The sequence below is a fragment of the Bacillus sp. SH5-2 genome (assembly GCF_008368905.1).
Taxonomy (GTDB): domain Bacteria; phylum Bacillota; class Bacilli; order Bacillales; family Bacillaceae_G; genus Bacillus_A; species Bacillus_A luti.
Map to the genome: position 1 here is coordinate 50000 of NZ_QOSD01000025.1, position 24360 is coordinate 74359.

Consider the following 24360-nt stretch of genomic DNA (forward strand, 5'->3'; position numbering starts at 1 on the left):
GATATAGAATGGATCATCCAATTCAAGGTTTAATGACAACCGCAATGCAGCATTTAAAACAAATGACTGATGTAAATACAATTGTTGGTGACCCAATTAAGGCGGCAGATGGAAGTGTAATTCTTACCGTTTCGAAAGTGAGTTTCGGATTTGCCGCTGGTGGAAGTGAGTTTGGTAAAGAACAAGCAGGCCGTCATCCATTTGGCGGGGGAAGCGGTGGAGGAGTTTCTATTAATCCTGTTGCTTTTCTTGTTATAAATGGAGAAGGTGTAAAAGTGTTGCATTTAGATAAGCAAACACACGTCATCGATAAAATAATTGAATTAGCGCCACAAGCTGTTGAGAAAGTGAAGGAAATGATGGATAAACGAAAAGAAGACGATCCTGAATTTCAAATTTAACGAATAAAGAAGCTAATCAATAGGTTAGCTTCTTTTATTTTTTTGTAAATAAAGCGATTTTATTTGCATTATCGATAGGGACAAACTATCATTTACAGTGTACATATTTTGTTTAAATAAGGGAGGATTTTCAAGTGGCAAACGTAACTTTTAAAGGTAACCCAATGACTTTGGTTGGAACAGAAGTTAAAGTTGGCGATCAAGCGCCAAACTTCCAAGTATTAGCAAACGACTTATCTCCAGTAAGTTTAGAAACATACAAAGGCGAAGTAAAATTAATTAGTGTTGTACCTTCAATCGACACAGGTGTGTGTGATGCACAAACACGTCGTTTTAACCAAGATGCAGCAGGTATTGAAAACGCGAAAGTATTAACAATTAGCGCTGATTTACCATTCGCTCAAAAACGCTGGTGTGCAGCGAACGGTTTAGAAAATGTTGTTACACTTTCTGACCACCGCGACCTTTCATTCGGTGAAGCTTACGGCTTAGTAATGAAAGAGCTTCGTTTACTTGCTCGTGCAGTATTCGTAGTAGATAGCAATGACAAAGTAGTTTACGTAGAATACGTAAGCGAAGGTACAAGCCATCCAAACTATGAAGCAGCATTAGAAGCAGCTAAATCTGCGAAGTAATGTGAAGAAAATGACCTCTTATAAAGAGGTCATTTTTTCTCATATATTGCTGCATAATGGTACCAGTATATGAGAAAAAACGTTATATCATATATAACTTAAAGGGGAGCTCTTTGTAGGAGGTCGCTTTTTCTTTTTGGAAAAAAACACTTTGTGGTATGATATAAGTTATGTGTAAAAGAGAGAAGGAGGAATGTACGTGAGTCAGACAGTAGAAACATTATTTTCTATTTTTGATTCTTCTGCGGTAGTTTTACGTAAAGAATTAGATGTAACATATTTAGAGGCGCTTGTAGAAACAGGTGATAACTTGTTTGAAGGAGCGATTTTACAAGAGGAATTATCAGAATCAGCAATTGAAAGGCTGAATCGTGAATATAGTACGTTTAATGAAGAAACATATAAAGGTGAAGAAATTCGTAAAGCATTTCAGTTAGCCATCTTAAAAGGAATGAAAGAAGGCGTACAAGCGAATCACGAAATGACGCCTGATGCAGTTGGTATGTTCATGAGCTACTTATTCCATAAATTTATGCAAGGTCAAAATGAAATTACTGTTTTAGATCCTGCCATTGGAACAGGTAACTTAATGACTACAGTGTTTAATAGCGCCAAAGAAGGACTAGCAATGAGTGGATTTGGTGTAGAAGTGGATGAAGTGCTAATTAAACTTGCTTTAGTAAATGCGAATTTACAAAAGCATGCAATCGAATTCTTCCATCAAGATGGACTAGCACCACTTTATATCGATCCGGTTGATGCAGTCGTTTCAGACTTACCGATTGGTTACTATCCAAATGAAATCGGTGCAAGTGAATATAAGTTAAAAGCAGATGAAGGAATGTCATATGCCCACCACCTATTTATTGAACAAAGTGTGAAACATACGAAAGAAGGCGGGTACTTATTCTTCCTAGTACCGAACTTCATTTTTGAAAGTGATCAAGCACCGAAATTACATGCATTTATTAAAGAAACATGCTTTATTCAGGGGTTATTACAGCTACCTGTTTCCATGTTTAAAAACGAGAAAAATGCAAAAAGTATATTTGTTCTCCAAAAGAAAGGCCCTAGTGTAACGATGCCAAAACAGGCGTTATTAGTGGAGTTACCTAAATTCTCCAACATGAAGGCGATGGAGGACATTATGGACCAATTAAATACTTGGTTTGCAACGCATAAATAAGGCTAGGTATATGTAACAGGGTTAGTAATTCATGTAGTACAGTTTTATATAATATGTCATATTTTTAAATATATACAAGATTTAACTGAATTTTTTTGAAATCTGTAATATATTTTTTTTCTTGGTGTTACAATTTTTTCACTTGAAATATATGTCGGACGATGTTTAAATTAAAATCGTGAGTATAAAATTTGCTAATGATGAAACGTTTTCATATTTAGTAAATTTAATCAGATAAAATCGAGCGGTTTGTGGAAACATCCACACAACTACCAAGAGAAAAAGGGGCGAAAGACTAGATGTCAAAAATCATCGCGATTAACGCAGGAAGCTCTTCCTTAAAATTCCAATTATTTGAAATGCCAAGTGAAACAGTATTAACAAAAGGTTTAGTAGAACGTATCGGTTTAGAAGATAGTATCTTCACTATTACTGTAGATGGCGAAAAACAAAAAGAAATTACAAACATTCCAGATCACGCAGTAGCAGTTAATATGCTTCTTAAAAAATTAACTGAAAACGGAATCGTTAAATCTCTAGATGAGATTGGCGGTATCGGTCACCGTGTTGTTCACGGCGGCGAAAAATTTGCTGACTCTGTTCTAATTACTGATGAAGTATTAGCTGATATCGAAGAATTAAGCGATTTAGCACCACTTCACAACCCAGCAAACGTTGTTGGTATTAAAGCATTCCAAGAAGTATTACCAAACGTACCAGCAGTAGCAGTATTCGATACAGCATTCCACCAAACAATGCCGGAATCTGCATTCCTATACAGCTTACCATATGAGTACTATGAGAAATTTGGTATCCGTAAATACGGTTTCCACGGAACTTCTCATAAATATGTAACTGAGCGTGCGGCTGAATTATTAGGTCGTCCACTTGAAAGCTTAAGCTTACTTTCTTGTCACTTAGGTAACGGTGCAAGTATCGCAGCAGTAGAAGGCGGTAAATCTATCGATACTTCTATGGGCTTCACTCCACTTGCTGGTGTAACAATGGGTACACGTTCTGGTAACATTGACCCTGCGTTAATTCCATATATCATGGAAAAAACAGGCCAAACAGTAGAAGAAGTAGTTAGCGTATTAAACAAGAAGAGTGGTATGTTAGGTCTTACTGGTTACTCTAGTGACCTACGTGACATCATTGCGAAAGAAGAAGAAGGCGACCACCGTGCGAAAGTAGCACTTGATGTATTCGTAAGCCGTATCCACAAATACATCGGTTCTTACACTGCTCGTATGAAAGGTGTAGACGCAATCATCTTCACAGCTGGTGTAGGTGAAAACAGTGCGATTATTCGTGAACGCGTATTAGAAGGCCTTGAGTACATGGGCGTATACTTCGATGCAAAACGCAATAACGTATTCGGTGAGGAAGCATTCATCAACTTCCCACATTCTCCAGTAAAAATTATCGTAATTCCAACTGACGAAGAAGTTATGATCGCTCGTGACGTACTACGTCTTGGAGATATTGGTTAATATACTATATGAAAAGAAAGACGAGATCCTATAGGATTTCGTCTTTTTTCTGTTGGAGATATTTCAAAATTCCATCTGGATATAGTGCTTTCTCTTTTTGAATGAATGCTGTAACGGGAATCCATTTCGCATACGATACTGTTTGCTCATCTTGTATATTCACTTTTTCCATTTCATATAGTGATGTGTCTAATAAGCGTAAAGAATATAGCTGAATGATTTCATGACCAATTTCCCCATCTAGCTGAAAGATGTTTTCTAAGCAGCCTAAATAATTGGTGATTTCCACTTCTGTATGAAGTTCTTCTTTAAATTCACGAATAACGGTATCTGCTGATTTTTCACCAAGTTCAATTGAGCCGCCAAGAGGTCGATAAAAGATTTCGTCGTCCATATTATATTCTTGTACGAGAAGTCGATCATGATGTATAGCGATGCCAAAAGCTTTTGCGCGTGGATACATATATAATGGCTCCTTATTTGTTTTGTATAAGGATGATTATAATGTAGTTAAGGAGAAAGTAGTAACATATATTCGGATACATTCTTGTGACCTATGCCTGAAATAAAGAGCATGCAATGTACAAGCGTATTTGCAAATATGTTACAATAGAAAAAAATCAAACGAGGTGGTTGTTACGATGCGATCGAAGCGAGAACAAGCCATTTTAGACAATATAAAAGAATGGGAATCGCAATTAGTTGAGCAAGAAGCGACTGATTTTCAAAAAATGTTTGATAAATGGGTACATACTACAATTGCGAAATTGCCTGAGAAAAAACGAAAAGACTTCTTTATGAAAGCAGATGGATGGCTCTTTCATTTGCATGCATTGATTCAAAGTTCACAATCACAGTTAGATGCGCGTAATCGTATTTTAGGAACATCGAGATTATTTGATGAATCGATTGAGCAACTAGAGGATTTAAAAGCATTATCTATTGATCAATTAACATACATAGCAGAGCAGCAAACAGCACGTCATCGTCTATATTCATTCGTACAAGGCGGAGCTACGGGTGCTGGAGGTTTATTATTATTAACAGCTGATTTTCCAGTTATGATTGCGTTAAATGTGAAGGCCGTACAACTGATTGCAACGTCATTTGGGCATGATGTGAACAAGCCTTATGAAATGATGCTTGCGTTAAAGGTATTTCATGCGTCATTACTACCGGGAAGACTTCAGCAATACGCATGGTACAATTTATTGCAAGAACTAGAGCAAGAAGATTCGTTCTTTTATGAAGGAGACGAAGCAGTATTACAACCAGCTTCTACTGAGGTTGTGCTAAAGCAAATTTTGAAAACATTTTCGATCTATGCTCTTCGTCGTAAATTATTCCAAGGTATTCCGGTAATTGGAATGGCAATTGGATCTACAGTGAATTATCGTTTAACGAGAAATGTTACTGAATTTGCAAATAGATTTTATCAAGTGCGCCACATAGTTGAAAAAGAAAAGAGAGCGTAAAAAAAAGCGAGAGGCCGAAGCCTTTCGCTTTTTTAATTTGTTGCATGTTTTTTGGGCATTGGAACAGATACTGGTTGCTTTTCTGTTGTTTTTTCTGTTTTTGGATAATAGATTAAATCCAATGTTTTTGCCTGTACGGCAATCGAAAGAATAGTAAAAGCAATTTCTGTCCAATTTAAATAATATAATGAAAGCGCAAGAACAATCGCGTCAAAGACGAAGAAAATTTGCCCAATTGTAAAACGAGTTCGTTTACTTAATACAATTGTTAAAATATCGTCTCCACCGGTTGCACCGCCAAATCGTAATATAAAACCGAGTCCAATACCAGCTAACGCACCGCCAACTACTGCAGCTACAAATAAATTATTTGATAAATCTACTGTAAATGGAGAATAATTTTCCATCAAGGAATAAAATACCCCGAATGAAATCGAACCTAGGAATGAATAACCAACCATTTTTCTGCCTAAAAATGAAGCACACAGTAAAATAATAGGGATATCCATGATTACAGTTGAAATAGATGGTGAAATATCATAAAAATTTTGGATGAATAGTGCAATACCTACAAAGCCACCTTCTGTTAAGTGGTTTTGGAAGTGAATGTGATATAGCGCTGCTGCTAAAATAAATGAACCGATTAAAACCATAAAAATTTCTTTAATAATTTGTCGACTTTGGATGTTCCTCATCGTTATTCCTTCTTTCCGTAGTTAGTAGTCCTTTTTGTGTTGTAAACTAACTACGAGCTCACATGTAGCTTTCAGTTAGTTTACGAAAAAACTAACTACGCTATATGTCGCTGAAGAAATAACGAATAATCCTCTCGTCCATCAATTCTCCCTACCTTCGTTTTAGTTTAAGTCTTAAAGCGACTAAACAAAACGTGGAGTAGGATTCGTCATTTAGCAATCCTGCTCTTCTTTGTTTTGTTTAGTTAGTAACAATTAAGTCCTAAACAAAACGCTACGTGTAAGAAGAGTCTTTTTTTTGCCAAATTATCCTTCGGGCAATCATAATTTCCCCACTCTCGTATTTTTTTCGCTAGACTAAAGTATCTGAGCTGAAAAATACGCTACGTGTATGATTCGTCAATACGATGCCACATGCTCCTTCGAGCGATCATGATATCAAAATCCCTTCCTTCAAGATTTATACTATTATATCATACTTTCAAAAAATGTATGCGGATGGAAACCGACAATAACCGGAGGGAATCTACAAAAATTGTTATGTTTAAATATTTTTGTAGAAAAGCCTAAGTATTTTCCTGGAATTGGCCAAGTTTGAAAGTTTGTCCGATAAATAAGAAAAGTTTTTATTCAGTGGTATTGTTCTCATCACTTTTATCTTTAAAAAATGCATCCCAGCTAATCACACTTAAAAAAGTTAAAGCGATAATAACGAAAGCTCGCATAAGTTTGAGACCTCCTTTTGCACATATTATATGAATAATTTGCTTCGGAATGTGTCATTTTTTTACAAGTCTTAACTGTTATGAGAGCATATTAATATAGATAGATGAAAAGGAGAGAGAAGATATGCTGAAAGATATATTCAAAAGAAAAGAATTAAAATGTGTTTCATGTCAGAAAAAGATTCAATATGAAGAAGAGCTTGTTGCTTTTGTAAAGTTGCCGAAAGAAAGAAGTATATTAGTTGGTCCGTTTGATGTGTGTTTGGCGAAAACAGCACAAGAAATATATTGTAAATCGTGTTACGACAAAAAAGCATGACCCAAAGTAATTGAGGGGCATGCTTTTTTCATTGGTGTGCTTTCCCCTCAGATACGTTTTGGGTAAGACGATACCAAAGCCAAAGGTCGTTAATAATTGAAGCGAGATCAGCAATTTCAGAATTAAGCCTACAGGAAATTTCAAAATTCTCTTCGTTATTTAAACGATGTTGTTTTTGATTGATGTAATGTTCAAGTTCTTTTATACGATCGGGTATTTTTCCGCGAATTTGCTCCCATTTTAATAAAATAGCGTGCTGTATTTTTTCAGAGATGTCATCCCATTCTTCTTGTATATTCGGCACTGCGATTCCTAGATGCTCATTGTATATAAAATATTTTTCCATAGATACACCTCCATTTATCTGCCTCTATTTTACATAAAAACAGAAAGAAGTTCGACGAAATTGTTTGAAAAAATTTGAAAATGACTCTTGATACATTTTGTGAAAGGTGTTAAAGTGTGAATTATTATAAAAGAAAATGAATATTTATTCTTTAGGGGGATGCAAAATGGAGAAGAAAAAAGTGGTATTAGCATATTCCGGAGGTCTTGATACTTCTGTTGCAATTAAATGGTTACAAGAGAAAAATTATGATATTATCGCGCTTTGTTTAGACTTAGGGGAAGGTAAAGACTTAGCATTTGTAAAAGAAAAGGCACTTTCAGTAGGTGCAATTAAATCATATATGATTGATGTTCAAGAAGAATTTGCAAATGAATATGCATTGATGGCGATGCAAGCGCACACGTTATACGAAGGGAAATATCCTCTTGTCTCTGCATTATCTCGTCCGCTTATTGCGAAGAAATTAGTAGAAATCGCAGAACAAGAAGGCGCAACTGCAGTTGCACACGGATGTACAGGGAAAGGAAATGACCAAGTTCGTTTTGAAGTTTCTATCCAAGCATTAAATCCTTACTTAGAAGTGATTGCGCCTGTACGTGAATGGAAATGGTCACGTGAAGAAGAAATTGCATATGCAAAAGAAAACGATGTACCAATTCCGATTAATTTAGATAGCCCGTTTTCGATCGATCAAAACTTATGGGGACGCAGCAATGAATGTGGCATTTTAGAAGATCCATGGGCAGCGCCGCCAGAAGATGCATATGAGATGACATTGGCATTAGAAGATACACCGAATAAACCAGAGTTTGTAGAAATCGGTTTTGAAGCAGGCGTACCGACTACTTTAAACGGCGCCGCATATTCACTTTCAGAATTAATTAAAACGTTAAATGCACTTGCTGGAAAACACGGCGTTGGACGTATCGATCACGTAGAAAATCGCCTTGTTGGTATTAAATCTCGTGAAGTATATGAATGTCCAGCAGCAATGACGTTAATTACAGCGCATAAAGAACTTGAAGATTTAACACTTGTAAAAGAAGTAGCGCATTTTAAACCGATGATTGAGCAGAAAATAACAGAACTTATTTATAACGGTTTATGGTTCTCTCCTTTAAAACAAGCGCTCAATGCTTTCTTACAAGAAACACAAAAAAATGTAACAGGTACAGTGCGTGTGAAATTATTTAAAGGTCATGCAATTGTAGAAGGACGTAAATCTGAGTACTCTTTATACGATGAAAAACTAGCAACATATACTGCTCAAGATGAATTTAATCATGATGCAGCAGTTGGATTCATTTCATTATTCGGTTTACCTACGAAAGTATACAGCCAAGTGAATCAAAAGAAGGTGGAAGCGTGAGCAAACTTTGGGGCGGACGTTTTACAGAAGAAGCAGAAGCGTGGGTTGAGGAGTTTGGAGCATCCATCTCTTTCGATCAACAATTAGTAAATCAAGATATAAAGGGAAGTATTGCGCACGTCACGATGCTAGCAAAGCAAGGCATCGTGACGAAAGAAGAAGCAGAGAAAATAAAGGTGGGGCTTCACTATTTATTAGAGGAAGCAAAAGAGAATAAGCTTCAATTCTCAGTAGAAGCAGAAGATATTCACTTAAACATTGAAAAAATGTTAATTGAACAAATTGGCGAAGTAGGGGGGAAACTTCATACAGGACGAAGCCGTAACGATCAAGTGGCGACAGATATGCATTTGTATTTAAAAGAAAAGGTAGAAGACATTATAAAAGCTACAAAACAATTGCAAACTGTTCTTGTTCATCAAGCAGAAAATAATATTGAAACCATTATGCCTGGCTATACGCATTTGCAGCGTGCACAGCCGATTTCCTTTGCGCATCATATTCTTGCTTACTTTTGGATGTTAGAGCGTGATGTGAATCGTTATGAAGATTCATTAAAGCGTATTAACATTTCACCATTAGGAGCAGGAGCGTTAGCAGGGACAACATTCCCGATTGACCGAGAATATAGTGCAGAACTTCTCGGATTTAATGGAATCTATGAAAATAGTTTAGATGCGGTAAGCGATCGTGATTTCATACTGGAGTTTTTAAGTAACTCATCTATGCTTATGATGCACTTATCACGCTTTTGCGAAGAACTTATTTTGTGGAGTAGCCAAGAGTTTCAATTTATTGAAATGAGCGATCAATACGCAACGGGAAGCAGTATTATGCCGCAAAAGAAAAATCCGGATATGGCGGAACTAATTCGCGGTAAAACAGGCAGAGTGTATGGCAATTTATTTAGTTTACTTACAGTAATGAAAGGATTACCGCTCGCTTACAATAAAGACTTGCAAGAAGATAAAGAAGGAATGTTTGATACAGTAAAAACAGTAGAAGGCTGCCTCCATATTATGGCAGGCATGCTAGAGACGATGACTGTAAACAAAGAAAAAATGGGGCAAGCTGTGACGCAAGATTTCTCTAACGCAACAGAAATTGCCGACTACTTAGCAAACAAAGGACTACCATTCCGTCAAGCTCATGAAATTGTTGGGAAGTTAGTTCTACACTGCACGCAAAAAGGAATTTATTTAGTGGATGTATCACTTGAAACGTATAAAGAAATGAGTTCTTTATTTGAAGAAGATTTGTATGAAGTGCTGTCACCATATGCGGCTGTAAAGCGTCGTAACAGTGCTGGCGGGACTGGGTTTGAGCAAATCCAAAAAGCTTTGGATAAAGCGAAAGGTTTAACAAAAGAAGTTATTAGGAATTGAGTTAAAAAGTACGCTAGTCTGTTAAAGCCTAGCGTACTTTCTTTTTATTGGTATTAAAGTTATGATATAGTCAAAAATTACAATTAAGAGTAAGGGGAATCTATGAAAAAAATAATATTTATGGTCGTACTATTAATCAGCTTACTTGCAAATGCTAAAGTATTTCTCTTGGATAAATATTTGTCTGTTGGTGAAAAAGAGAAGCGAGAAGAAGCGATTATCTTAGTGATGTGGCATTTGCAAGAGAAAGGATATAAAGAAAGTGATATTTCATACATACAACCGGCCTTTTATAGTAAAAGTGGTTTTTACGGTATGAATGTCCAGTTTAAAGATGAACCAAATGAATCGTATACATATAGAGTTTCGAAAGATGCTAAAACAAATAAACTAACTGTACACCAAGTTAGTAATGAGCCAGGTGGTATGGGCGGGAAACATCAAGAGCTTAAATAGGTATGGAAGACTGCTGATAGGTAATATGGGCAGTCTTTTATATTTTTAGAGGGGGACGCCCGAGCATATTATAGTTGTTCTTCATAATGATAAAATGATGTTTCTCATGTATCGCTAAAAGCTGGATCGATTGAATAAGGTTAGGGTAGTGAGCAATTGGATCTAAAAATACGATATGCCCTGCAATATTTTCTTCTATATTTTGAACTAGTTTTTTTATTTCATCAGTTTCACGTGAAAGTAATTCTTCTAATTCTTTTCCATCCATAGAATGATAGACTTTTTTTGAAGGAACTAAAACCCAAGGAGCTTTCATTCCTCTGCCATGTTTCTCTTTGTATTCGGCATAAATGTCGTGTATTTCAGTTTCAAATGGGGCATTTTTTCTTAGCTTTGCATAAGGGATAAGAGTGAGAGAGAATTTAATCGCTACTTTGAGCATCCTTGCAATTAAATATAAGTGATAAAAGTGTTCACCAGTAGACCATTTTTTGTCCTCTTTCCTATACCATAGTTGTTCTTGTGATAATGAATGGAGATGAGGAAGGAACTCGTTCCTTTGTGCATGTAATGTATGAAAATGTTTTGAGATATTTTCAGATTTCATATTTTGACACCCTCCACATTTTTTCCTAATTATAACATTTTTGTGTGGATGTAAGTAAGCCTAGAGAGATTTGCTCTAGGCTTCAAGTTTTACCGATTAATCATACTTATGTCGATCTTCCGTAATTCGAATATACTCAATATCCATCAAATCTCGTAGTAATGCACCGTTACTCAGTTCAATTCCATGCTTTTCTTTAAAATGTGTACGGATCGTATCTAACATTTCGATTTCTTTCCCATTCACATCTAAAATAATACGTTCAGAATCATCCATGTTGCATCCTCCTTTTTTAAACATATATATTTTGTCCGTCTATTTCTAAAAAATGTATGTTAACGTAATGTTAGGAAATAAGAAAGGAATGGAACATGAGACGTATTTATTTTATAGGTTTAATTTTGTATACGTTAATTGTATTACACGTTGCATTCCCAAATATCTTTTCATTTGAGAATGTAGAAACAGTACAAGTTGCAATATTTATCTTTACTCTATTTGTAATAGATTGCTGTATTTCGATATGGCTTTCGAAAAGAAAACATGTACAAGATAAAAAAGAAATGGAACGAAAAAAGAGAAAACGTTCATTTTGGATGATGACGTACTGTTTATCTTTAGTGATTACTGCTGCTTTTTTTAGTGAACATATTCCATTAGAAAGATTAAATATTGGATTTGGAGCGTTCGTATTTGCATACTATTTTTTCATGCACTTTCTTCCTTATATGAAAGAAAAGCGAGGAGAAGAGGAAGATCCGCTTGTAGAAGAAGCGAGAGAACAAGAGCATAAGAGAATAGAAGAAGACATAAAGAAACTAGGAGAACAAAAATGGTATTTGAAATCAAAAATCATATATGTTCTTTGTTTTATTACGCCGCCAATTGGCTATTTGTATGTATTCTGCCTTCGTAAAAAAATGACAGAAGGTGCAAGGCAAACATATTTAACTGTCGCTACGATCATGATGGCGCTATGGTCTTTGAAATTCCTTCCGCCCTATGTATTGGCAATTACAGTTGTTGTTATAGCTTGTCTTGTATTTATAGTGAAGTATGTGAAATAAGTTGTAGTTATATAGACTACAGCTATATAATTAAAATTGTAATAATTTCATATAATAATATTCAAGGGAAAGGGGATGCGGTATGAGTTTAATTAAATTAGTAACTAGAGCGACGGCTAAAGTTGCGGCTGAAGTAGTGGGCGGTGCGATAGAAGTAGTAGGAGAAGTTACGAACAGTAATTTCATAAAGGATGTTGGAAAAGGGGTTAATAAAGCTACGATTAAAACTGGGGAAATCGTTGGGAATCTTGCCGATGGGACGTATGATGCTATAGGTGGCCTCATTACAGATGATAAACAGCAAGCGAAGCGAGGATACGAAGAAATACTTGGAACGGTTCAAGATACGGCAACGACAATTGGAAAAGGTATTGTACATGTTTCAGAAAAGGGAGTTGAAACGGTGCAAGCGATACGAGAGGGAGATACTGATAAAGCGATAGAAGCAGGAAAAGAATTAGCAAAGGTTGCAGCTGTAGGCGTTTTCTCAGTAGGGGTTATAGATATAATTGATGGTGCAGATGGAATTACAGATGGGGTAGGAAGTGATAGTGTAGCACAAGCATCGGCTCCGGAAACAGCTGATGTAGAGTATACGGCGGAAGAAAATCCGAATACTCATCATGTAACGCCACATGAAAGAGTTTTACCTGATGGGAGAACAATATGGGTAGATGGTGATGGCGATACGAGTGTAGATACACAAGGTGGCTGGGAGCAACATAATCCCGATTACAGAATTCCTAAAGTATAAATGAAAATAGGGTAGATAAGAGAAAGTCTCTTATCTACCCTATTTATTTTATGAATTAAAGATCACCTTGTTCCTCATCACCACGAACAACAAGGACATCGCATTTCGCATAGCGAATAATATGTTCAGAGACGCTACCAATTAGGAAACGCTCAACAGCATTTAAACCAGTTGCACCACACATAATTAAATCTACTTTATGGTTTGGAGCGATTTCTTTTGAAATTTTAGATTTAGGATTACCAAATTCTAATACAGTTTCAATTTTTTCAAGGCCAGCTTCAAGCGCAGTTTTTTTGTAGTCTTCTAATAAGTCTTCTGCAAATAGATTTGCACGTTCAGCAATTGCACGGCTATAAGCTTCTACTGCTGAGTATGCTTTTACATCAACGATATGAGCAATTGTTAATGTTGCATTGTTACGTTTTGCGACTTGAATTGCTTTTTTAAAGGCTTTTTCTGCTTCTTTAGAACCATCCACCGCGATTAAAATATTTGTATATGTATTATTCATAGTAAATTCCTCCCAATCATTTTTATTACCGTTTACAACTTTATTATAAAGCAAATTTTGGTAATGTGCTTGTCGGAAACGTTACAGAATTTTGAAAACTCTGTTTCAATTCATTTTAGTTGTAATTGGTGCGAGAACTTGTTACATATGAACTATAGCAATTTAAAAGGAGGCAGTTTTGTGAGACATGCGCTCATTACAGCCGGTACGAAAGGTTTAGGAAAGCAAGTAACAGAAAAGTTATTGGCTAAAGGATATTCAGTAACAGTAACGTATCATAGCGATATAGTGGCTATGGAGAAGATGAAAGAAACATATAAAAATATGGAAGAGCGTCTACAATTCGTGCAAGCGGATGTCACGAAAAAGGAAGATTTACATAAAATGGTAGAAGAAGCGATGAGCCATTTTGGCAAAATTGACTTTTTAATTAATAATGCTGGTCCATATGTATTTGAACGAAAAAAATTAGTTGATTATGAAGAAGACGAATGGAATGAAATGATTCAGGGTAATTTAACAGCGGTATTTCATTTGTTGAAACTTGTCGTTCCGGTTATGAGAAAACAGAACTTTGGCCGTATTATTAATTACGGATTCCAAGGGGCAGATAGCGCACCGGGATGGATTTACCGTTCAGCTTTTGCGGCAGCGAAAGTAGGACTTGTTTCATTAACGAAAACAGTGGCTTATGAAGAAGCGGAATATGGTATTACTGCAAACATGGTATGTCCTGGTGATATTATTGGTGAAATGAAAGAAGCGACAATTCAAGAAGCACGTCAGTTGAAAGAACATAACACACCAATTGGTAGATCTGGAACAGGTGAAGATATCGCAAGAACGATTTCGTTTTTATGTGAGGACGATTCCGATATGATTACCGGTACAATTATTGAAGTAACCGGTGCAGTAGATGTTATTCATAGACATCGATAGAGGAAGATAAAGTGAAGTTACGAATAATTGGACAGTTTATCCTTTATGCAAAGAGGTGCGGATAATACTGTCCTTTAATGTAAGATTAAATCTATCGGAAAACTTGCGTTATTTTTTGTAAAATATTGAGATATTATGTTAAAATATAAGAGCGTAGAAAGCGCTTTAAAAAATGATTCAGGGGTCATTTCATAACTCAAGGGGGAACTAATAATGCGTATCGGTATTCCAACAGAAATTAAAAACAATGAAAACCGCGTGGCAATGACGCCAGCGGGAGCAGTACATTTAGTACAAAATGGTCATGAAGTTTTTGTTCAAAAAGGAGCAGGTTTAGGATCTGGTTTTACGGATGAAGAATACGTACAAGCTGGTGCGAAACTTGTTGAAACTGCTGAAGAAGCATGGAATCAAGATATGGTTATGAAGGTAAAAGAGCCAGTAGCAAGTGAATACGGCTATTTCCGCGAAGGTTTAATTTTATTCACATACTTACACTTAGCTCCAGAACCAGAATTAACGAAAGCATTAATTGATAACAAAGTTGTATCAATTGCATACGAAACAGTACAATTAGACAACCGTTCTTTACCATTACTTGCACCTATGAGTGAAGTAGCTGGTCGTATGTCTGCACAAATCGGTGCACAATTCCTTGAGAAAAACAAAGGTGGTAAAGGTATTTTACTTGCAGGCGTTCCAGGGGTAAAACGCGGCAAAGTAACAATTATCGGCGGTGGTCAAGCTGGTACAAACGCAGCGAAGATTGCAGTAGGTTTAGGTGCAGATGTAACAATCATCGACTTAAGTGCAGAACGTCTTCGTCAATTAGATGACATTTTCGGAAACCAAGTAAAAACGTTAATGTCTAATCCATACAACATTGCAGAAGCTGTAAAAGAATCTGACCTTGTTATTGGTGCGGTATTAATTCCAGGTGCAAAAGCGCCGAAACTTGTAACAGAAGAAATGATTCAATCAATGGAACCAGGTTCTGTCGTTGTAGATATCGCGATTGACCAAGGTGGTATTTTCGAAACAACTGACCGTATTACAACTCATGACAACCCAACTTACGAAAAACATGGCGTTGTTCATTATGCAGTTGCTAATATGCCGGGTGCGGTTCCACGTACATCAACTCTTGCATTAACAAACGTAACAGTACCATATGCAGTACAAATTGCGAACAAAGGCTATAAAGGCGCTTGCCTAGGTAACACTGCATTACTAAAAGGTATTAACACATTAGATGGATATGTAACATTCGAAGCAGTTGCAGAAGCTCACGGTTTACAATACGCTGATGCGAAAGAGCTTCTTGAAAAAGCTCCTGCTTTATCATAATAGAAATACAGGTAAGCCCCTCCTTTCGTAAGGAGGGGCTTTTTGTTTAGATTAATTGTCTAGTTTCTTTACAATTTTTAATCCGAACATCATTGTAAAGAAAAGAATGCCGAACAAGTAATATAAGGCATACTCAACTCGTATCATCGAGTTTTTGTCAGTGATATATAAAATAAATAGTATCGCAGATCCAACTAAATGAGAGAGACCGAAAATTTGTGCCATAAGTTTTAAACTCATCTTCTCGATTCTTTCATCCATCTCAGGTAATGGATATTTCTCTGCATCGTTCTTTTTTTTCTTAAAGAATATTCGTTTCACTACGAATAGTATCAAGTCCAAGAGTATGTATATGCCAGCGAATAGAAGGACAGAACTAATCTTTTCTTCATCATTACTATTGAAATAAAGAAGAGTTGAACCTAACAACAAAATGGTAAGATGCGAAATGAACTTTTGATTAAAAGTATTTTTCATTCTTTTTCCTCCCCGGTTTTATCTAATTGAAATAAATCTTCTACTTTACAGTTGAAAAACTCACATAATTTCAATGCTAATTCTAAACTTGGGTTGTATTTGTTTTTTTCGATAGCGATGAGGGATTGTCTAGTGATTTGAACAGAGGAAGCTAATTGTTCTTGGGTGATGTCTCTAACGACGCGGAATTGTTTTACCTTATTTTTAATCAAATATACAAAGTCTCCTTTTTATAAATTTGTTACATTCATTATATCCATTTTTAGGTAATAAGTAAATGAAACTTTACAAAAAGTAAACAAAACTTTACGTGAAATATAGCTTGTTATAATGTTATTTTTTGTGATAATTTGGAATTAAATGAAAAAAGAAATCAAAAGAGGGGATTCGATGGGGAGCAAAAAGAGGAAGAAAAAGCAAGCTAGGAGACAAAATTATATAAAGAAAAAACAGGAGAAAAACATACCGACTCCCAAAAAAGTAGTCCTTATGATAGAAAAAACATTTCGATATATTTGTATGGCTCTGTATATCATTTTGTGTCTTTATTCAGGTGGGGTGTTTTACAGTTTTGGGATAACCCCGAATATTATTGAGAATATTTTAGGCTATATCTTTTTCGTAATAGAGTTAGTCTTATTCTTTATATTATTTAATAAAGTATGGCCTAGTCATGAAGGTAAGAAAGATAAGCAAAGAAAAATGAGCAAAAAATCTTCATACGCTTCAAGCTCATCAAGTGGATTCGGTGATTACAGTAGCAATGATTGTAGCAGCTCAAGTGATGGTGGAGGAGATTGCGGAGGTGGTGGAGACTAAATTAGTTTTTCAGAAGAACGACTAATGAAAGGATGAGACGAAAGATGGAAACTGTGAACTTAATAGAATTAACAAAGGACATTCAAGATCAACATAAAAACTTCGTCGTTTCAAATGTAAATAGTCATTGCTTGCGAATCGCTGTATTTACTGGTGAATATGATTGGCACTATCATTCTAATTCGGATGAATTATTTATTGTTTTAGAGGGAGAATTACTTATTGATTTTGAAGATGGAGAAACAGCGGTATTAAAGCCAAATGATTCTATTTTAATTCCAGCATGTACGATTCATAGAACGAGAGCATTAAAGAGAACGGTAAATCTTTGTTTTGAAAATATAGAGGCTGATACGATTAAAGTGGAGCAATTATGAAACAATTATTTGTAGCTGAGTATAGAAATGTTATTTCGATTTTAGAAGGTAATGCAAGGACAGCAACTTTTGCTTATGCGGTATGTGATCAAATGATAGATGGTGAGATTTTTGCAAACGAGAAGTTAACAGCAGGACTAATTCGTACAGCTAATGGTATTTATTATTTATTTGGTGATAATGATGATCAAAATTATAACGAAGATTTATTTTCGTATATAAAAAAGGCTATTGAAAAAACAGAGAAGAGATTTACATTGTTCACTTCGAGCAAAGAATGGGAAATGATGATAGAAGAGCGTTTTAGTAATGTACTTCGGAACATCCCGCGAATGAAATTTCAAAGTGTAACCTTTGAAGAGAGAAAACGAGATTGTAGCAAAAATACATATAAAGTGAAGCGTATTGATAGAAAAGATATAGCACAAAGCAATGAATTTACAGCGGAGTATTATAAAGAATATTGGGGATCAACTGAAGCGTTTTTGAATGATGGTTTTGGATTTTGTATAGAACAAAATGGGATGATTGTAGCGGAATGTGTTTCGATATTTAGTGGGAACGGATTTGCTGAAATTGATATTGCGACGCATAAAGTATATCAAGGGAAAGGATTAGCTCAAGCTGTTGCAACAAGGTTTATTGAACATTGCATACAAAATGATATTATACCGTGCTGGGATTGTAATACAGATAATATACCTTCGCAAAAATTAGCTAGTAAATTAAGTTTTTATAATCCAGTAGAATATAGTTTGTTTGTACGTAAGAAAACGGGGGAATAAAAATGAATGTAGAATTAACGAGATTTAAAGTGAAGCCTGATAAAAGTCATCGTGTAGATGAATGGATGCAGCTTCTTAATGACAATATGAAAGAAGTGCTTTTGACATTAAACGACGAAAAGATGTACGTTGAGACAATTTTCCGGGAAATAAGAGATGGAGAAGAGTACTTATATTGGTATTCTGTGCAAGGAGAAGGCGGGGCTCTTGTCGAAAATTCTCATCATGAAATTGATAAAAAGCACTTGGGATTTTGGTATGAATGTATTGATGAAGAAGTACCCTCTGTTGATATGAAAACAGAAGTTGTTATGATTCAGGATGTTGTGAAGGACGCGATGAAATAATAGATTAATATTTTGTAAACAAAAAAACATCTGCTCTTTTTGCTGAAATATATTATTGGAGATGCTATAGGATGAGAATTAGTAATAAATATATCACACTCGATGAAATAGAAATAATAAGAGAACCTTTAAATAAATTGCATGAATATCATAATAATAAATCAAAACATTTTTCTGGTGATTATCCAAGAATGACATTTGAGGAACGTATTGAAAATTATAAACAGAATTCAAAGTACGGAGAATATAGAATTGAATTATTAGTTGAGGCGGAAACAGATGATATATTAGGATTTTGTATAGCGTATAGTAAAAGTGTAAGCGGAAAGATTGAAGTTTTATTCGTTGATGAAAAATACCGAAGAAACGGATTTGGTTTGAAATTAATGAATAGTGTAGCGGAATGGTTTAAAGCGAAGAAGATAGATGAAATTGAATTAACAGTAGTGTACGGAAATGAAGCTGTATCGTTTTATGAAAAGCTGGGGTTTTATCCTCGTTCAATTATTATGGCAAATAAGTCATAACGATAGTATGGGGAGAGATGAGAGGGAGTTTCTGTTTCAAAAAATGATTCATATGTTACTAAAGTATATGTGAAGAGCACATCAAAATAGATGTGCTTTTTATTATGATGAAAATTTAGAAAAGTTGTATTTGAATATCTTTAAGTGAAAATAAAAGGGGATATCAAGAATCTTTTAGGACAAACTATAAAGAAACAATAAACCAGAAGACCTACGAATATACGGTGTAGTTGTAACAGGTAAAACAGAGGATTTACAAAGTTTACAAGGAGCACCATATATTAAAGCGGCTGTTAGAGGTGTAACAGTTGAGAAATATTGATTACAAGTAATTAATGTGAATAATCAGAAAATTTATGTTATAATATGGGAAAAGGAGGTTCATATGAGGCAAATACATGGAGCAATTTATATTTACATAACAATGTTTTTCGTGGCGATATCTTATGGATTAGGGCACGTGTATTCGCATCCTATACTAACTTTTTTAAGCGGAGCATGTATGGCGTTTGCGCTTCTTGTCCACCTTTTCTCAGTTTGGATCGTGAAATTTCAATTAAATATTAGTGAAATAGAAGAAGGCACTTTTTAAAGAAAGGGCCTTCTTTTTTATAATATTGGGTTGGCTCTTGTAGTAATCTTTCAATGTTGTATTCAGCTTCTTTACATATATACATTGAGAAGAGTGAGACAAGAAATAAGTGCTTTGGAATGGAGGGGCATTATGAAGAAAGTATTATTTTTGTTCATTAGTATTTTCTTTTTAGGAAGTTGTTCAATTTCATATGTTACTTTTTCTAGCGAGAGCAAAAGTTGGAAGGGGCAATATAAAGGTCATATTAAGGATGACAGTGAAGATGGCATGTTTACGTTTCAATATAAGGGCGGAGATGGGAATACAGAATTGAAAAATTTAGAGATTGCTATTAATGGAGCCTTTAGCACAATGACACAAACGTCAGAAAATCATAAAGGAGCAAAGGTTGAAATGAAATCTTCTTGTGTAAGTTGCGCGCCTCTATCTAAAGATGAACCGATAGAGATTGTGATTAAATGGGATGATAAGTATGAAGAGAAGATGGTGTTAAAGCAGAAATAAAAAAGGCAGCACTCCCGCTGCCTTTTTTATTATTTTACAAATTGTAATTCTTTCGGGAATTTCGTTAAAATTTCTGATCCGTCTTTTGTGATGTAAATATCATCTTCAATACGAACGCCACCTACGTTTGGTACGTAAATACCAGGCTCGATTGTGAAGACCATACCTTCTTTTAATGGAGACTCATTGCCAGCTTTTACATCTGGATATTCGTGTACGCTAATTCCAAGTCCGTGACCAAGGCGGTGCGGGAAGAAATCGCCGTAACCTGCATCTGCAATCACAGAACGAGCTGCGTTGTCGATTGCACCAAGTGTAACACCTGGTTTACATGCTTCAACTGCTTGTAGCTGTCCAGCAAGTACAGTGTTATAAATGCGAGTTTGTTCTTCTGAAATTTCACCGAATGCTACTGTACGTGTAATGTCAGAGCAGTAACCTTCAATGATTACACCTAAATCAAATAGTACGAAATCGCCGCGTTTCATTTTGTTTGCACCTGGAATACCGTGTGGAAGAGCAGAATTTGCACCTGCTAATACCATCGTATCAAATGACATTTTATGTATGCCTTTTGTTTTTAATTCGTGTTCAATAATTGCTAATACTTCTAGCTCGCTACGATTTTCTTTAATTGCATTTACACCAACTTCAACAGCATAGTCTGCCATTTTAGCCGCTTCGCGTAAAATAGAAAGTTCTTTTTCGTCTTTAATTAAACGAAGTTCACGAACTTTTTCTTCAGCTGATTTGAAAGCTGCATTTGGGAATAATTTTGTTAATTCTTCGTAGCGCTCTACGTTTAAATGTTCTTTTTCAATTGCAACTGAATTTGCATTGATACCGCGGTCTTTAATTGCTTTTGCAATCATATCCCATGGTCTGTCAGTATCAGTAAATCCAATAATTTCATGTTCCCAGCCAGCGTTACGTGCTTGGCCTTCTTCCATTTTAGGGCAAATTAAAATAGGTTCTTTTTCTTGGAATACAAACATACCAAGAAGTCTTTCGTGTGGTTCACAGTGGAAGTTTGTCATGTAGAAGACGTTTGGTGTAGAAGTTAAGAACGCAGCTTCTACGTTTTTTTCTTTTAGCCATTGCATTAAATTTTCTAATCTAGCATTCATCGATTGGCACCCCCGAGATATTTAATTACAAATATAACTTTAACTCGGAAGAAAGCGTTATGACAAGTAAATAGATGTTAGAAAAGACAGGGAATTGAAAAATCATGTAGAATAAAAAGTGAGAATGTGAATAGGGGAGGAATGTAATCATGAAAGTATCTTATCACGGGCATTCAGTTGTAAAGATTGAAACGAATGGAAAAGTGATTTTAATTGATCCATTTTTAACGGGAAATCCGAAAACAGATTTAAAGGCTGAAGATGTAAAAGTAGATGCGATTCTTTTATCGCATGGACATGGTGATCATGTTGGAGATACAGTAGAGCTTGCGAAGAAAAATAATGCAGTTGTTGTGGCGCCATTTGAACTAGCGACATTTTTAAGTTGGCAAGGTGTAAATACACATCCGATGCATATTGGTGGTTCACATGAATTTGACTTCGGAAAAGTGAAGTTTACACAGGCATTCCACGGCTCTAGTTATATTGATGAAGAAAATAAGACAATTACATATACAGGTATGCCAGCAGGGATTTTATTTACAGCAGAAGAGAAAACGGTATATCATGCGGGAGATACTGCACTCTTCTCTGATATGAAGTTAATTGGAGAACTGAATAATATTGATGTAGCATTTTTACCGATTGGTGATAATTTCACAATGGGACCAGAAGATGCTGTTTTAGCAGCGAAATGGGTTCAGGCGAAAACTGTTGTACCGATGCATTACAATACGTTCCCAGTAATTGAACAAGATCCATATCAATTTGTAGAAAAGCTACAAAATTGTACAGGGAAAGTATTAGAAGCTGGAGAAAGTATTACAATATAGAAAAGAAACCCTTCATTTGAAAAGACAAGTGAAGGGTTTTTTACGTGTGTAGGACAGCTTTTAAAGGTTGTACTTGTTTTGATGATTCTTTTCTTTTTGGAAGTGGCTGTTCAGGTGTTTCATTCAATTCCATTGCAACTTTTTTCCCGTCTACGAAAGCTAAAAATACAGCACCTACAACTTCTAATAATTTTTTCATCATGTATCCGCTCCTTTGTTTCATTTCTTGTCTTCATTGTATAGGGAATCGAGTGGACTAACTATCGAACGAGATGACAATAGCATTACATTGTTGTAATAGAGTGACTAGTGGAATGTAAGGGTCATTTTGTTATAAAAAAAATAGTACAGATATATAAAGAGAGAGTGTAACAGTTTTGAAAATATAGTATACTGAAACTACAACACATGAAGAATTTAGGGAAAAGAAAGTATGGTGAAACCATTTGGCTACCAAACATAACCAAATTTTAGAACATATTAATAGCCTGCCGGTAGGGCATAAAATTTCTGTAAGGCAAATTGCGAAAGATTTGAGTGTAAGTGAAGGGACAGCTTACCGTGCAATTAAAGATGCAGAAAATAAAGGATATGTTAGTACAATTGAACGTGTCGGAACAATTCGAATTGAACAAAAGAAGAAAGAAAATATCGAAAAACTGACATATGCAGAAGTCGTTAACATTGTCGATGGTCAAGTACTTGGTGGCAGAGAAGGGCTACATAAAACATTAAATAAATTCGTAATCGGGGCTATGAAATTAGAAGCGATGATGCGCTATACAGAAGCAGGGAATTTACTTATTATCGGTAACCGTACGAACGCACACCAATTAGCGCTAGAAGCTGGGGCAGCGGTGTTAATTACGGGTGGATTTGATACGGAAGATCATGTGAAGAAATTAGCAGATGAATTAAAACTGCCGATTATTTCAAGTAGTTACGATACATTTACAGTTGCAACGTTAATTAACCGTGCGATTTACGATCAGCTCATTAAGAAAGAAATTGTACTCGTTGAAGATATTTTAACGCCAATTGAAGAAACGTTATATTTAAAGCCAAATGATACAGTGCAGCAATGGCATGCGTATAACGAAGAGACGATGCACGGAAGATATCCGATTGTTGATGAAAATAAAAAGGTATTAGGTATTGTAACTTCTAAGGATATGATTGGTGTTGCGAAAGAAACACCAATTGATAAAGTAATGACAAAGCATCCAATTACGGTAAATGGAAAAATGTCTGTCGCAGCTGCGGCGCGTATGATGGTGTGGGAAGGCATTGAATTACTTCCAGTTGTTGATGAAGGAAATAAACTGCAAGGTATTATTAGCCGTCAGGATGTACTTCAGGCGCTGCAAATGATTCAGCGTCAACCACAAGTCGGTGAAACAATTGATGACATTGTAACGAACCAATTTATGACGCCGAAAGAAGCAAAAAATGAGCATCTATATCAATTTTCAGTGACGCCACAAATGACGAATTCAATCGGAACGCTATCTTACGGTGTATTCGCAACTATTGTGACGGAAGCAACGAATCGCGTTATTCGTGCGCAAAAGAAGAGCGATTTAATTGTTGAGAACTTAACGATTTATTTTGTAAAGCCAGTTCAAATTGATAATGTTGTATCCGTTCATCCGAAAGTATTAGAAATTGGGCGTAAATTTGGTAAGGTTGATGTAGAAGTGCATCATGAAGGTAATGTTGTTGGAAAAGCATTACTTATGGTGCAGTTAATCGATAAATAAAAAGATAGAACAAATCGTTTTGATTTGTTCTATCTTTTTTTGTTAGTTTAAGTTTGGAAAACAATATTAAACGTTTTAGTCGCAGTAGAATATGTATAAGGTGGAGTGGGGAAAAATTAATGGGAAGGTAGTGTGAAAAGACAGAATATTAATTTATCTCAATTGTATATTATGTTATAATTATATTGTAAGAAAATGGATTTTCGGAAGGTGGTATGCAATATGTCATCAGAAGTACTCTTTTTTGGTGGAATCGCACTATTTTACTTTCTTGTGATGATACCGTTTCAATATTTATACTTACAAGGTTTGAATGAAAAAAAGAAACGAACAGGATTATCTCAGCGAGAACTATATGAAAAAATGTCTTTTGAAGAAGAACAATTACATTTTCACGTACAAGGGAACCCATTTAATATACCTTCTGCTTTTGTTGCATATATGATTTTAAAAGTTAGAGGACGTAAAAAAGCATCACAATGTTGATGCTTTT

The 24360-nt window shown here is 35.5% G+C and carries 33 protein-coding genes and 1 pseudogene; 24 read left to right on the forward strand and 10 right to left on the reverse strand.

Annotated features, from left to right (window positions below):
* Positions 1-8 precede the first annotated feature (8 nt).
* From ytfJ to ackA, 4 genes are all read left to right on the forward strand, one after another.
* On the forward strand, positions 9-401 hold the full coding sequence (ytfJ, locus tag DN410_RS21755) for a GerW family sporulation protein (RefSeq protein WP_149178026.1): 393 nt from the start codon (positions 9-11) through the stop codon (positions 399-401).
* Between the two features lie 134 nt (positions 402-535).
* Entirely contained in the window at positions 536-1036 is a 501-nt protein-coding gene (gene tpx / locus DN410_RS21760) for a thiol peroxidase (RefSeq protein WP_000024529.1), read from the forward strand.
* Positions 1037-1235: 199 nt separating this feature from the next.
* The gene (locus DN410_RS21765; protein WP_149178027.1) at positions 1236-2222 is read left to right on the forward strand and encodes a class I SAM-dependent methyltransferase; all 987 of its coding nucleotides are present in this window, start codon (positions 1236-1238) and stop codon (positions 2220-2222) included.
* 299 nt (positions 2223-2521) lie between these two features.
* Complete coding sequence (ackA, locus tag DN410_RS21770) at positions 2522-3715, forward strand: acetate kinase (RefSeq protein ID WP_098638781.1); 1194 nt, start codon at positions 2522-2524, stop codon at positions 3713-3715.
* A gap of 28 nt (positions 3716-3743) precedes the next feature.
* On the opposite strand, the gene DN410_RS21775 is transcribed toward ackA, so the two are convergent.
* A complete protein-coding gene (locus DN410_RS21775) occupies positions 3744-4178 on the reverse strand; it encodes an NUDIX hydrolase (protein WP_149178028.1) in 435 nt (144 codons plus the stop codon).
* 178 nt (positions 4179-4356) lie between these two features.
* On the opposite strand from DN410_RS21775, the gene DN410_RS21780 reads away from it, so the two are divergent.
* Complete coding sequence (locus tag DN410_RS21780; protein WP_149178029.1) at positions 4357-5190, forward strand: EcsC family protein; 834 nt, start codon at positions 4357-4359, stop codon at positions 5188-5190.
* A gap of 32 nt (positions 5191-5222) precedes the next feature.
* Here the strand turns inward: DN410_RS21780 and DN410_RS21785 are convergent, their stop codons facing one another.
* The gene (locus DN410_RS21785; protein ID WP_149178030.1) at positions 5223-5885 is read right to left on the reverse strand and encodes a YitT family protein; all 663 of its coding nucleotides are present in this window, start codon (positions 5883-5885) and stop codon (positions 5223-5225) included.
* Positions 5886-6734: 849 nt separating this feature from the next.
* Here DN410_RS21785 and DN410_RS21790 point away from each other — a divergent pair.
* Positions 6735-6929 carry a hypothetical protein gene (locus DN410_RS21790; RefSeq protein WP_149178031.1) on the forward strand — a complete coding sequence of 65 codons (195 nt, stop codon included), beginning with the start codon at positions 6735-6737 and terminating at the stop codon, positions 6927-6929.
* A gap of 28 nt (positions 6930-6957) precedes the next feature.
* On the opposite strand, the gene DN410_RS21795 is transcribed toward DN410_RS21790, so the two are convergent.
* The gene (locus DN410_RS21795; RefSeq protein ID WP_149178155.1) at positions 6958-7275 is read right to left on the reverse strand and encodes a radical SAM protein; all 318 of its coding nucleotides are present in this window, start codon (positions 7273-7275) and stop codon (positions 6958-6960) included.
* A 166-nt stretch (positions 7276-7441) separates the two neighbouring features.
* On the opposite strand from DN410_RS21795, the gene DN410_RS21800 reads away from it, so the two are divergent.
* From DN410_RS21800 to DN410_RS21810, 3 genes are all read left to right on the forward strand, one after another.
* Positions 7442-8647 (forward strand): argininosuccinate synthase, encoded by a 1206-nt coding sequence (locus tag DN410_RS21800; protein ID WP_149178032.1) that lies wholly within the window; start codon positions 7442-7444, stop codon positions 8645-8647.
* Complete coding sequence (argH, locus tag DN410_RS21805; RefSeq protein ID WP_149178033.1) at positions 8644-10032, forward strand: argininosuccinate lyase; 1389 nt, start codon at positions 8644-8646, stop codon at positions 10030-10032. The genes DN410_RS21800 and argH overlap by 4 nt, the downstream gene beginning before the upstream one ends.
* A 102-nt stretch (positions 10033-10134) precedes the next feature.
* Positions 10135-10488 (forward strand): DUF3139 domain-containing protein, encoded by a 354-nt coding sequence (locus tag DN410_RS21810; protein ID WP_149178034.1) that lies wholly within the window; start codon positions 10135-10137, stop codon positions 10486-10488.
* 37 nt (positions 10489-10525) lie between these two features.
* Here the strand turns inward: DN410_RS21810 and DN410_RS21815 are convergent, their stop codons facing one another.
* Entirely contained in the window at positions 10526-11095 is a 570-nt protein-coding gene (locus DN410_RS21815) for a DinB family protein (protein WP_149178035.1), read from the reverse strand.
* A gap of 96 nt (positions 11096-11191) precedes the next feature.
* Positions 11192-11371 (reverse strand): hypothetical protein, encoded by a 180-nt coding sequence (locus tag DN410_RS21820; RefSeq protein ID WP_000342758.1) that lies wholly within the window; start codon positions 11369-11371, stop codon positions 11192-11194.
* A gap of 95 nt (positions 11372-11466) precedes the next feature.
* Here DN410_RS21820 and DN410_RS21825 point away from each other — a divergent pair, with 95 nt between their 5' ends.
* Positions 11467-12162, forward strand: coding sequence for a hypothetical protein (locus DN410_RS21825; protein ID WP_149178036.1), 696 nt, complete (start codon positions 11467-11469; stop codon positions 12160-12162).
* Positions 12163-12244: 82 nt separating this feature from the next.
* Complete coding sequence (locus DN410_RS21830; protein WP_149178037.1) at positions 12245-12916, forward strand: hypothetical protein; 672 nt, start codon at positions 12245-12247, stop codon at positions 12914-12916.
* A gap of 55 nt (positions 12917-12971) precedes the next feature.
* Here DN410_RS21830 and DN410_RS21835 read toward each other — a convergent pair whose 3' ends face one another.
* The gene (locus tag DN410_RS21835) at positions 12972-13430 is read right to left on the reverse strand and encodes a universal stress protein (RefSeq protein WP_001066672.1); all 459 of its coding nucleotides are present in this window, start codon (positions 13428-13430) and stop codon (positions 12972-12974) included.
* Between the two features lie 147 nt (positions 13431-13577).
* On the opposite strand from DN410_RS21835, the gene DN410_RS21840 reads away from it, so the two are divergent.
* On the forward strand, positions 13578-14369 hold the full coding sequence (locus DN410_RS21840; protein ID WP_149178038.1) for an SDR family oxidoreductase: 792 nt from the start codon (positions 13578-13580) through the stop codon (positions 14367-14369).
* Positions 14370-14582: 213 nt separating this feature from the next.
* Entirely contained in the window at positions 14583-15716 is a 1134-nt protein-coding gene (gene ald / locus DN410_RS21845; protein ID WP_149178039.1) for an alanine dehydrogenase, read from the forward strand.
* Positions 15717-15767: 51 nt separating this feature from the next.
* Here the strand turns inward: ald and DN410_RS21850 are convergent, their stop codons facing one another.
* Positions 15768-16193, reverse strand: coding sequence for a hypothetical protein (locus tag DN410_RS21850; RefSeq protein ID WP_149178040.1), 426 nt, complete (start codon positions 16191-16193; stop codon positions 15768-15770).
* Positions 16190-16405 (reverse strand): helix-turn-helix transcriptional regulator, encoded by a 216-nt coding sequence (locus DN410_RS21855; protein ID WP_000594567.1) that lies wholly within the window; start codon positions 16403-16405, stop codon positions 16190-16192. Before DN410_RS21855 ends, DN410_RS21850 begins: the two co-directional genes overlap by 4 nt.
* Before the next feature lie 178 nt (positions 16406-16583).
* On the opposite strand from DN410_RS21855, the gene DN410_RS21860 reads away from it, so the two are divergent.
* The 8 genes and pseudogenes from DN410_RS21860 to DN410_RS21895 all read left to right on the forward strand — a co-directional run bounded on the left by DN410_RS21860 (position 16584) and on the right by DN410_RS21895 (position 20147).
* A complete protein-coding gene (locus DN410_RS21860; protein WP_149178041.1) occupies positions 16584-17012 on the forward strand; it encodes a hypothetical protein in 429 nt (142 codons plus the stop codon).
* Positions 17013-17056: 44 nt separating this feature from the next.
* On the forward strand, positions 17057-17389 hold the full coding sequence (locus DN410_RS21865) for a cupin domain-containing protein (RefSeq protein WP_000450941.1): 333 nt from the start codon (positions 17057-17059) through the stop codon (positions 17387-17389).
* A complete protein-coding gene (locus tag DN410_RS21870) occupies positions 17386-18174 on the forward strand; it encodes a GNAT family N-acetyltransferase (protein WP_149178042.1) in 789 nt (262 codons plus the stop codon). The genes DN410_RS21865 and DN410_RS21870 overlap by 4 nt, the downstream gene beginning before the upstream one ends.
* A 2-nt stretch (positions 18175-18176) precedes the next feature.
* Positions 18177-18521 (forward strand): DUF6176 family protein, encoded by a 345-nt coding sequence (locus DN410_RS21875; RefSeq protein ID WP_149178043.1) that lies wholly within the window; start codon positions 18177-18179, stop codon positions 18519-18521.
* Between the two features lie 71 nt (positions 18522-18592).
* Entirely contained in the window at positions 18593-19048 is a 456-nt protein-coding gene (locus tag DN410_RS21880) for a GNAT family N-acetyltransferase (RefSeq protein ID WP_149178044.1), read from the forward strand.
* 190 nt (positions 19049-19238) lie between these two features.
* Positions 19239-19370 (forward strand): annotated as a pseudogene (locus DN410_RS21885) (anti sigma factor C-terminal domain-containing protein); the annotation flags it as partial.
* Positions 19371-19433: 63 nt separating this feature from the next.
* On the forward strand, positions 19434-19640 hold the full coding sequence (locus DN410_RS21890; RefSeq protein WP_001248905.1) for a hypothetical protein: 207 nt from the start codon (positions 19434-19436) through the stop codon (positions 19638-19640).
* A 132-nt stretch (positions 19641-19772) separates the two neighbouring features.
* Positions 19773-20147, forward strand: a complete 375-nt coding sequence (locus DN410_RS21895; RefSeq protein ID WP_071710374.1) for a hypothetical protein — start codon at positions 19773-19775, stop codon at positions 20145-20147.
* 29 nt (positions 20148-20176) lie between these two features.
* Here the strand turns inward: DN410_RS21895 and pepQ are convergent, their stop codons facing one another.
* A complete protein-coding gene (gene pepQ, locus DN410_RS21900; RefSeq protein ID WP_149178045.1) occupies positions 20177-21274 on the reverse strand; it encodes a Xaa-Pro dipeptidase in 1098 nt (365 codons plus the stop codon).
* 149 nt (positions 21275-21423) lie between these two features.
* Here pepQ and DN410_RS21905 point away from each other — a divergent pair, with 149 nt between their 5' ends.
* The gene (locus DN410_RS21905) at positions 21424-22107 is read left to right on the forward strand and encodes a metal-dependent hydrolase (protein WP_149178046.1); all 684 of its coding nucleotides are present in this window, start codon (positions 21424-21426) and stop codon (positions 22105-22107) included.
* A 40-nt stretch (positions 22108-22147) separates the two neighbouring features.
* Here the strand turns inward: DN410_RS21905 and DN410_RS28065 are convergent, their stop codons facing one another.
* Positions 22148-22306 carry a hypothetical protein gene (locus tag DN410_RS28065; RefSeq protein WP_162200550.1) on the reverse strand — a complete coding sequence of 53 codons (159 nt, stop codon included), beginning with the start codon at positions 22304-22306 and terminating at the stop codon, positions 22148-22150.
* A gap of 247 nt (positions 22307-22553) precedes the next feature.
* On the opposite strand from DN410_RS28065, the gene DN410_RS21910 reads away from it, so the two are divergent.
* On the forward strand, positions 22554-23867 hold the full coding sequence (locus tag DN410_RS21910) for a CBS domain-containing protein (RefSeq protein WP_098545481.1): 1314 nt from the start codon (positions 22554-22556) through the stop codon (positions 23865-23867).
* 222 nt (positions 23868-24089) lie between these two features.
* A complete protein-coding gene (locus DN410_RS21915; RefSeq protein ID WP_149178047.1) occupies positions 24090-24353 on the forward strand; it encodes a DUF3949 domain-containing protein in 264 nt (87 codons plus the stop codon).
* The last annotated feature ends 7 nt before the right edge of the window (positions 24354-24360 follow it).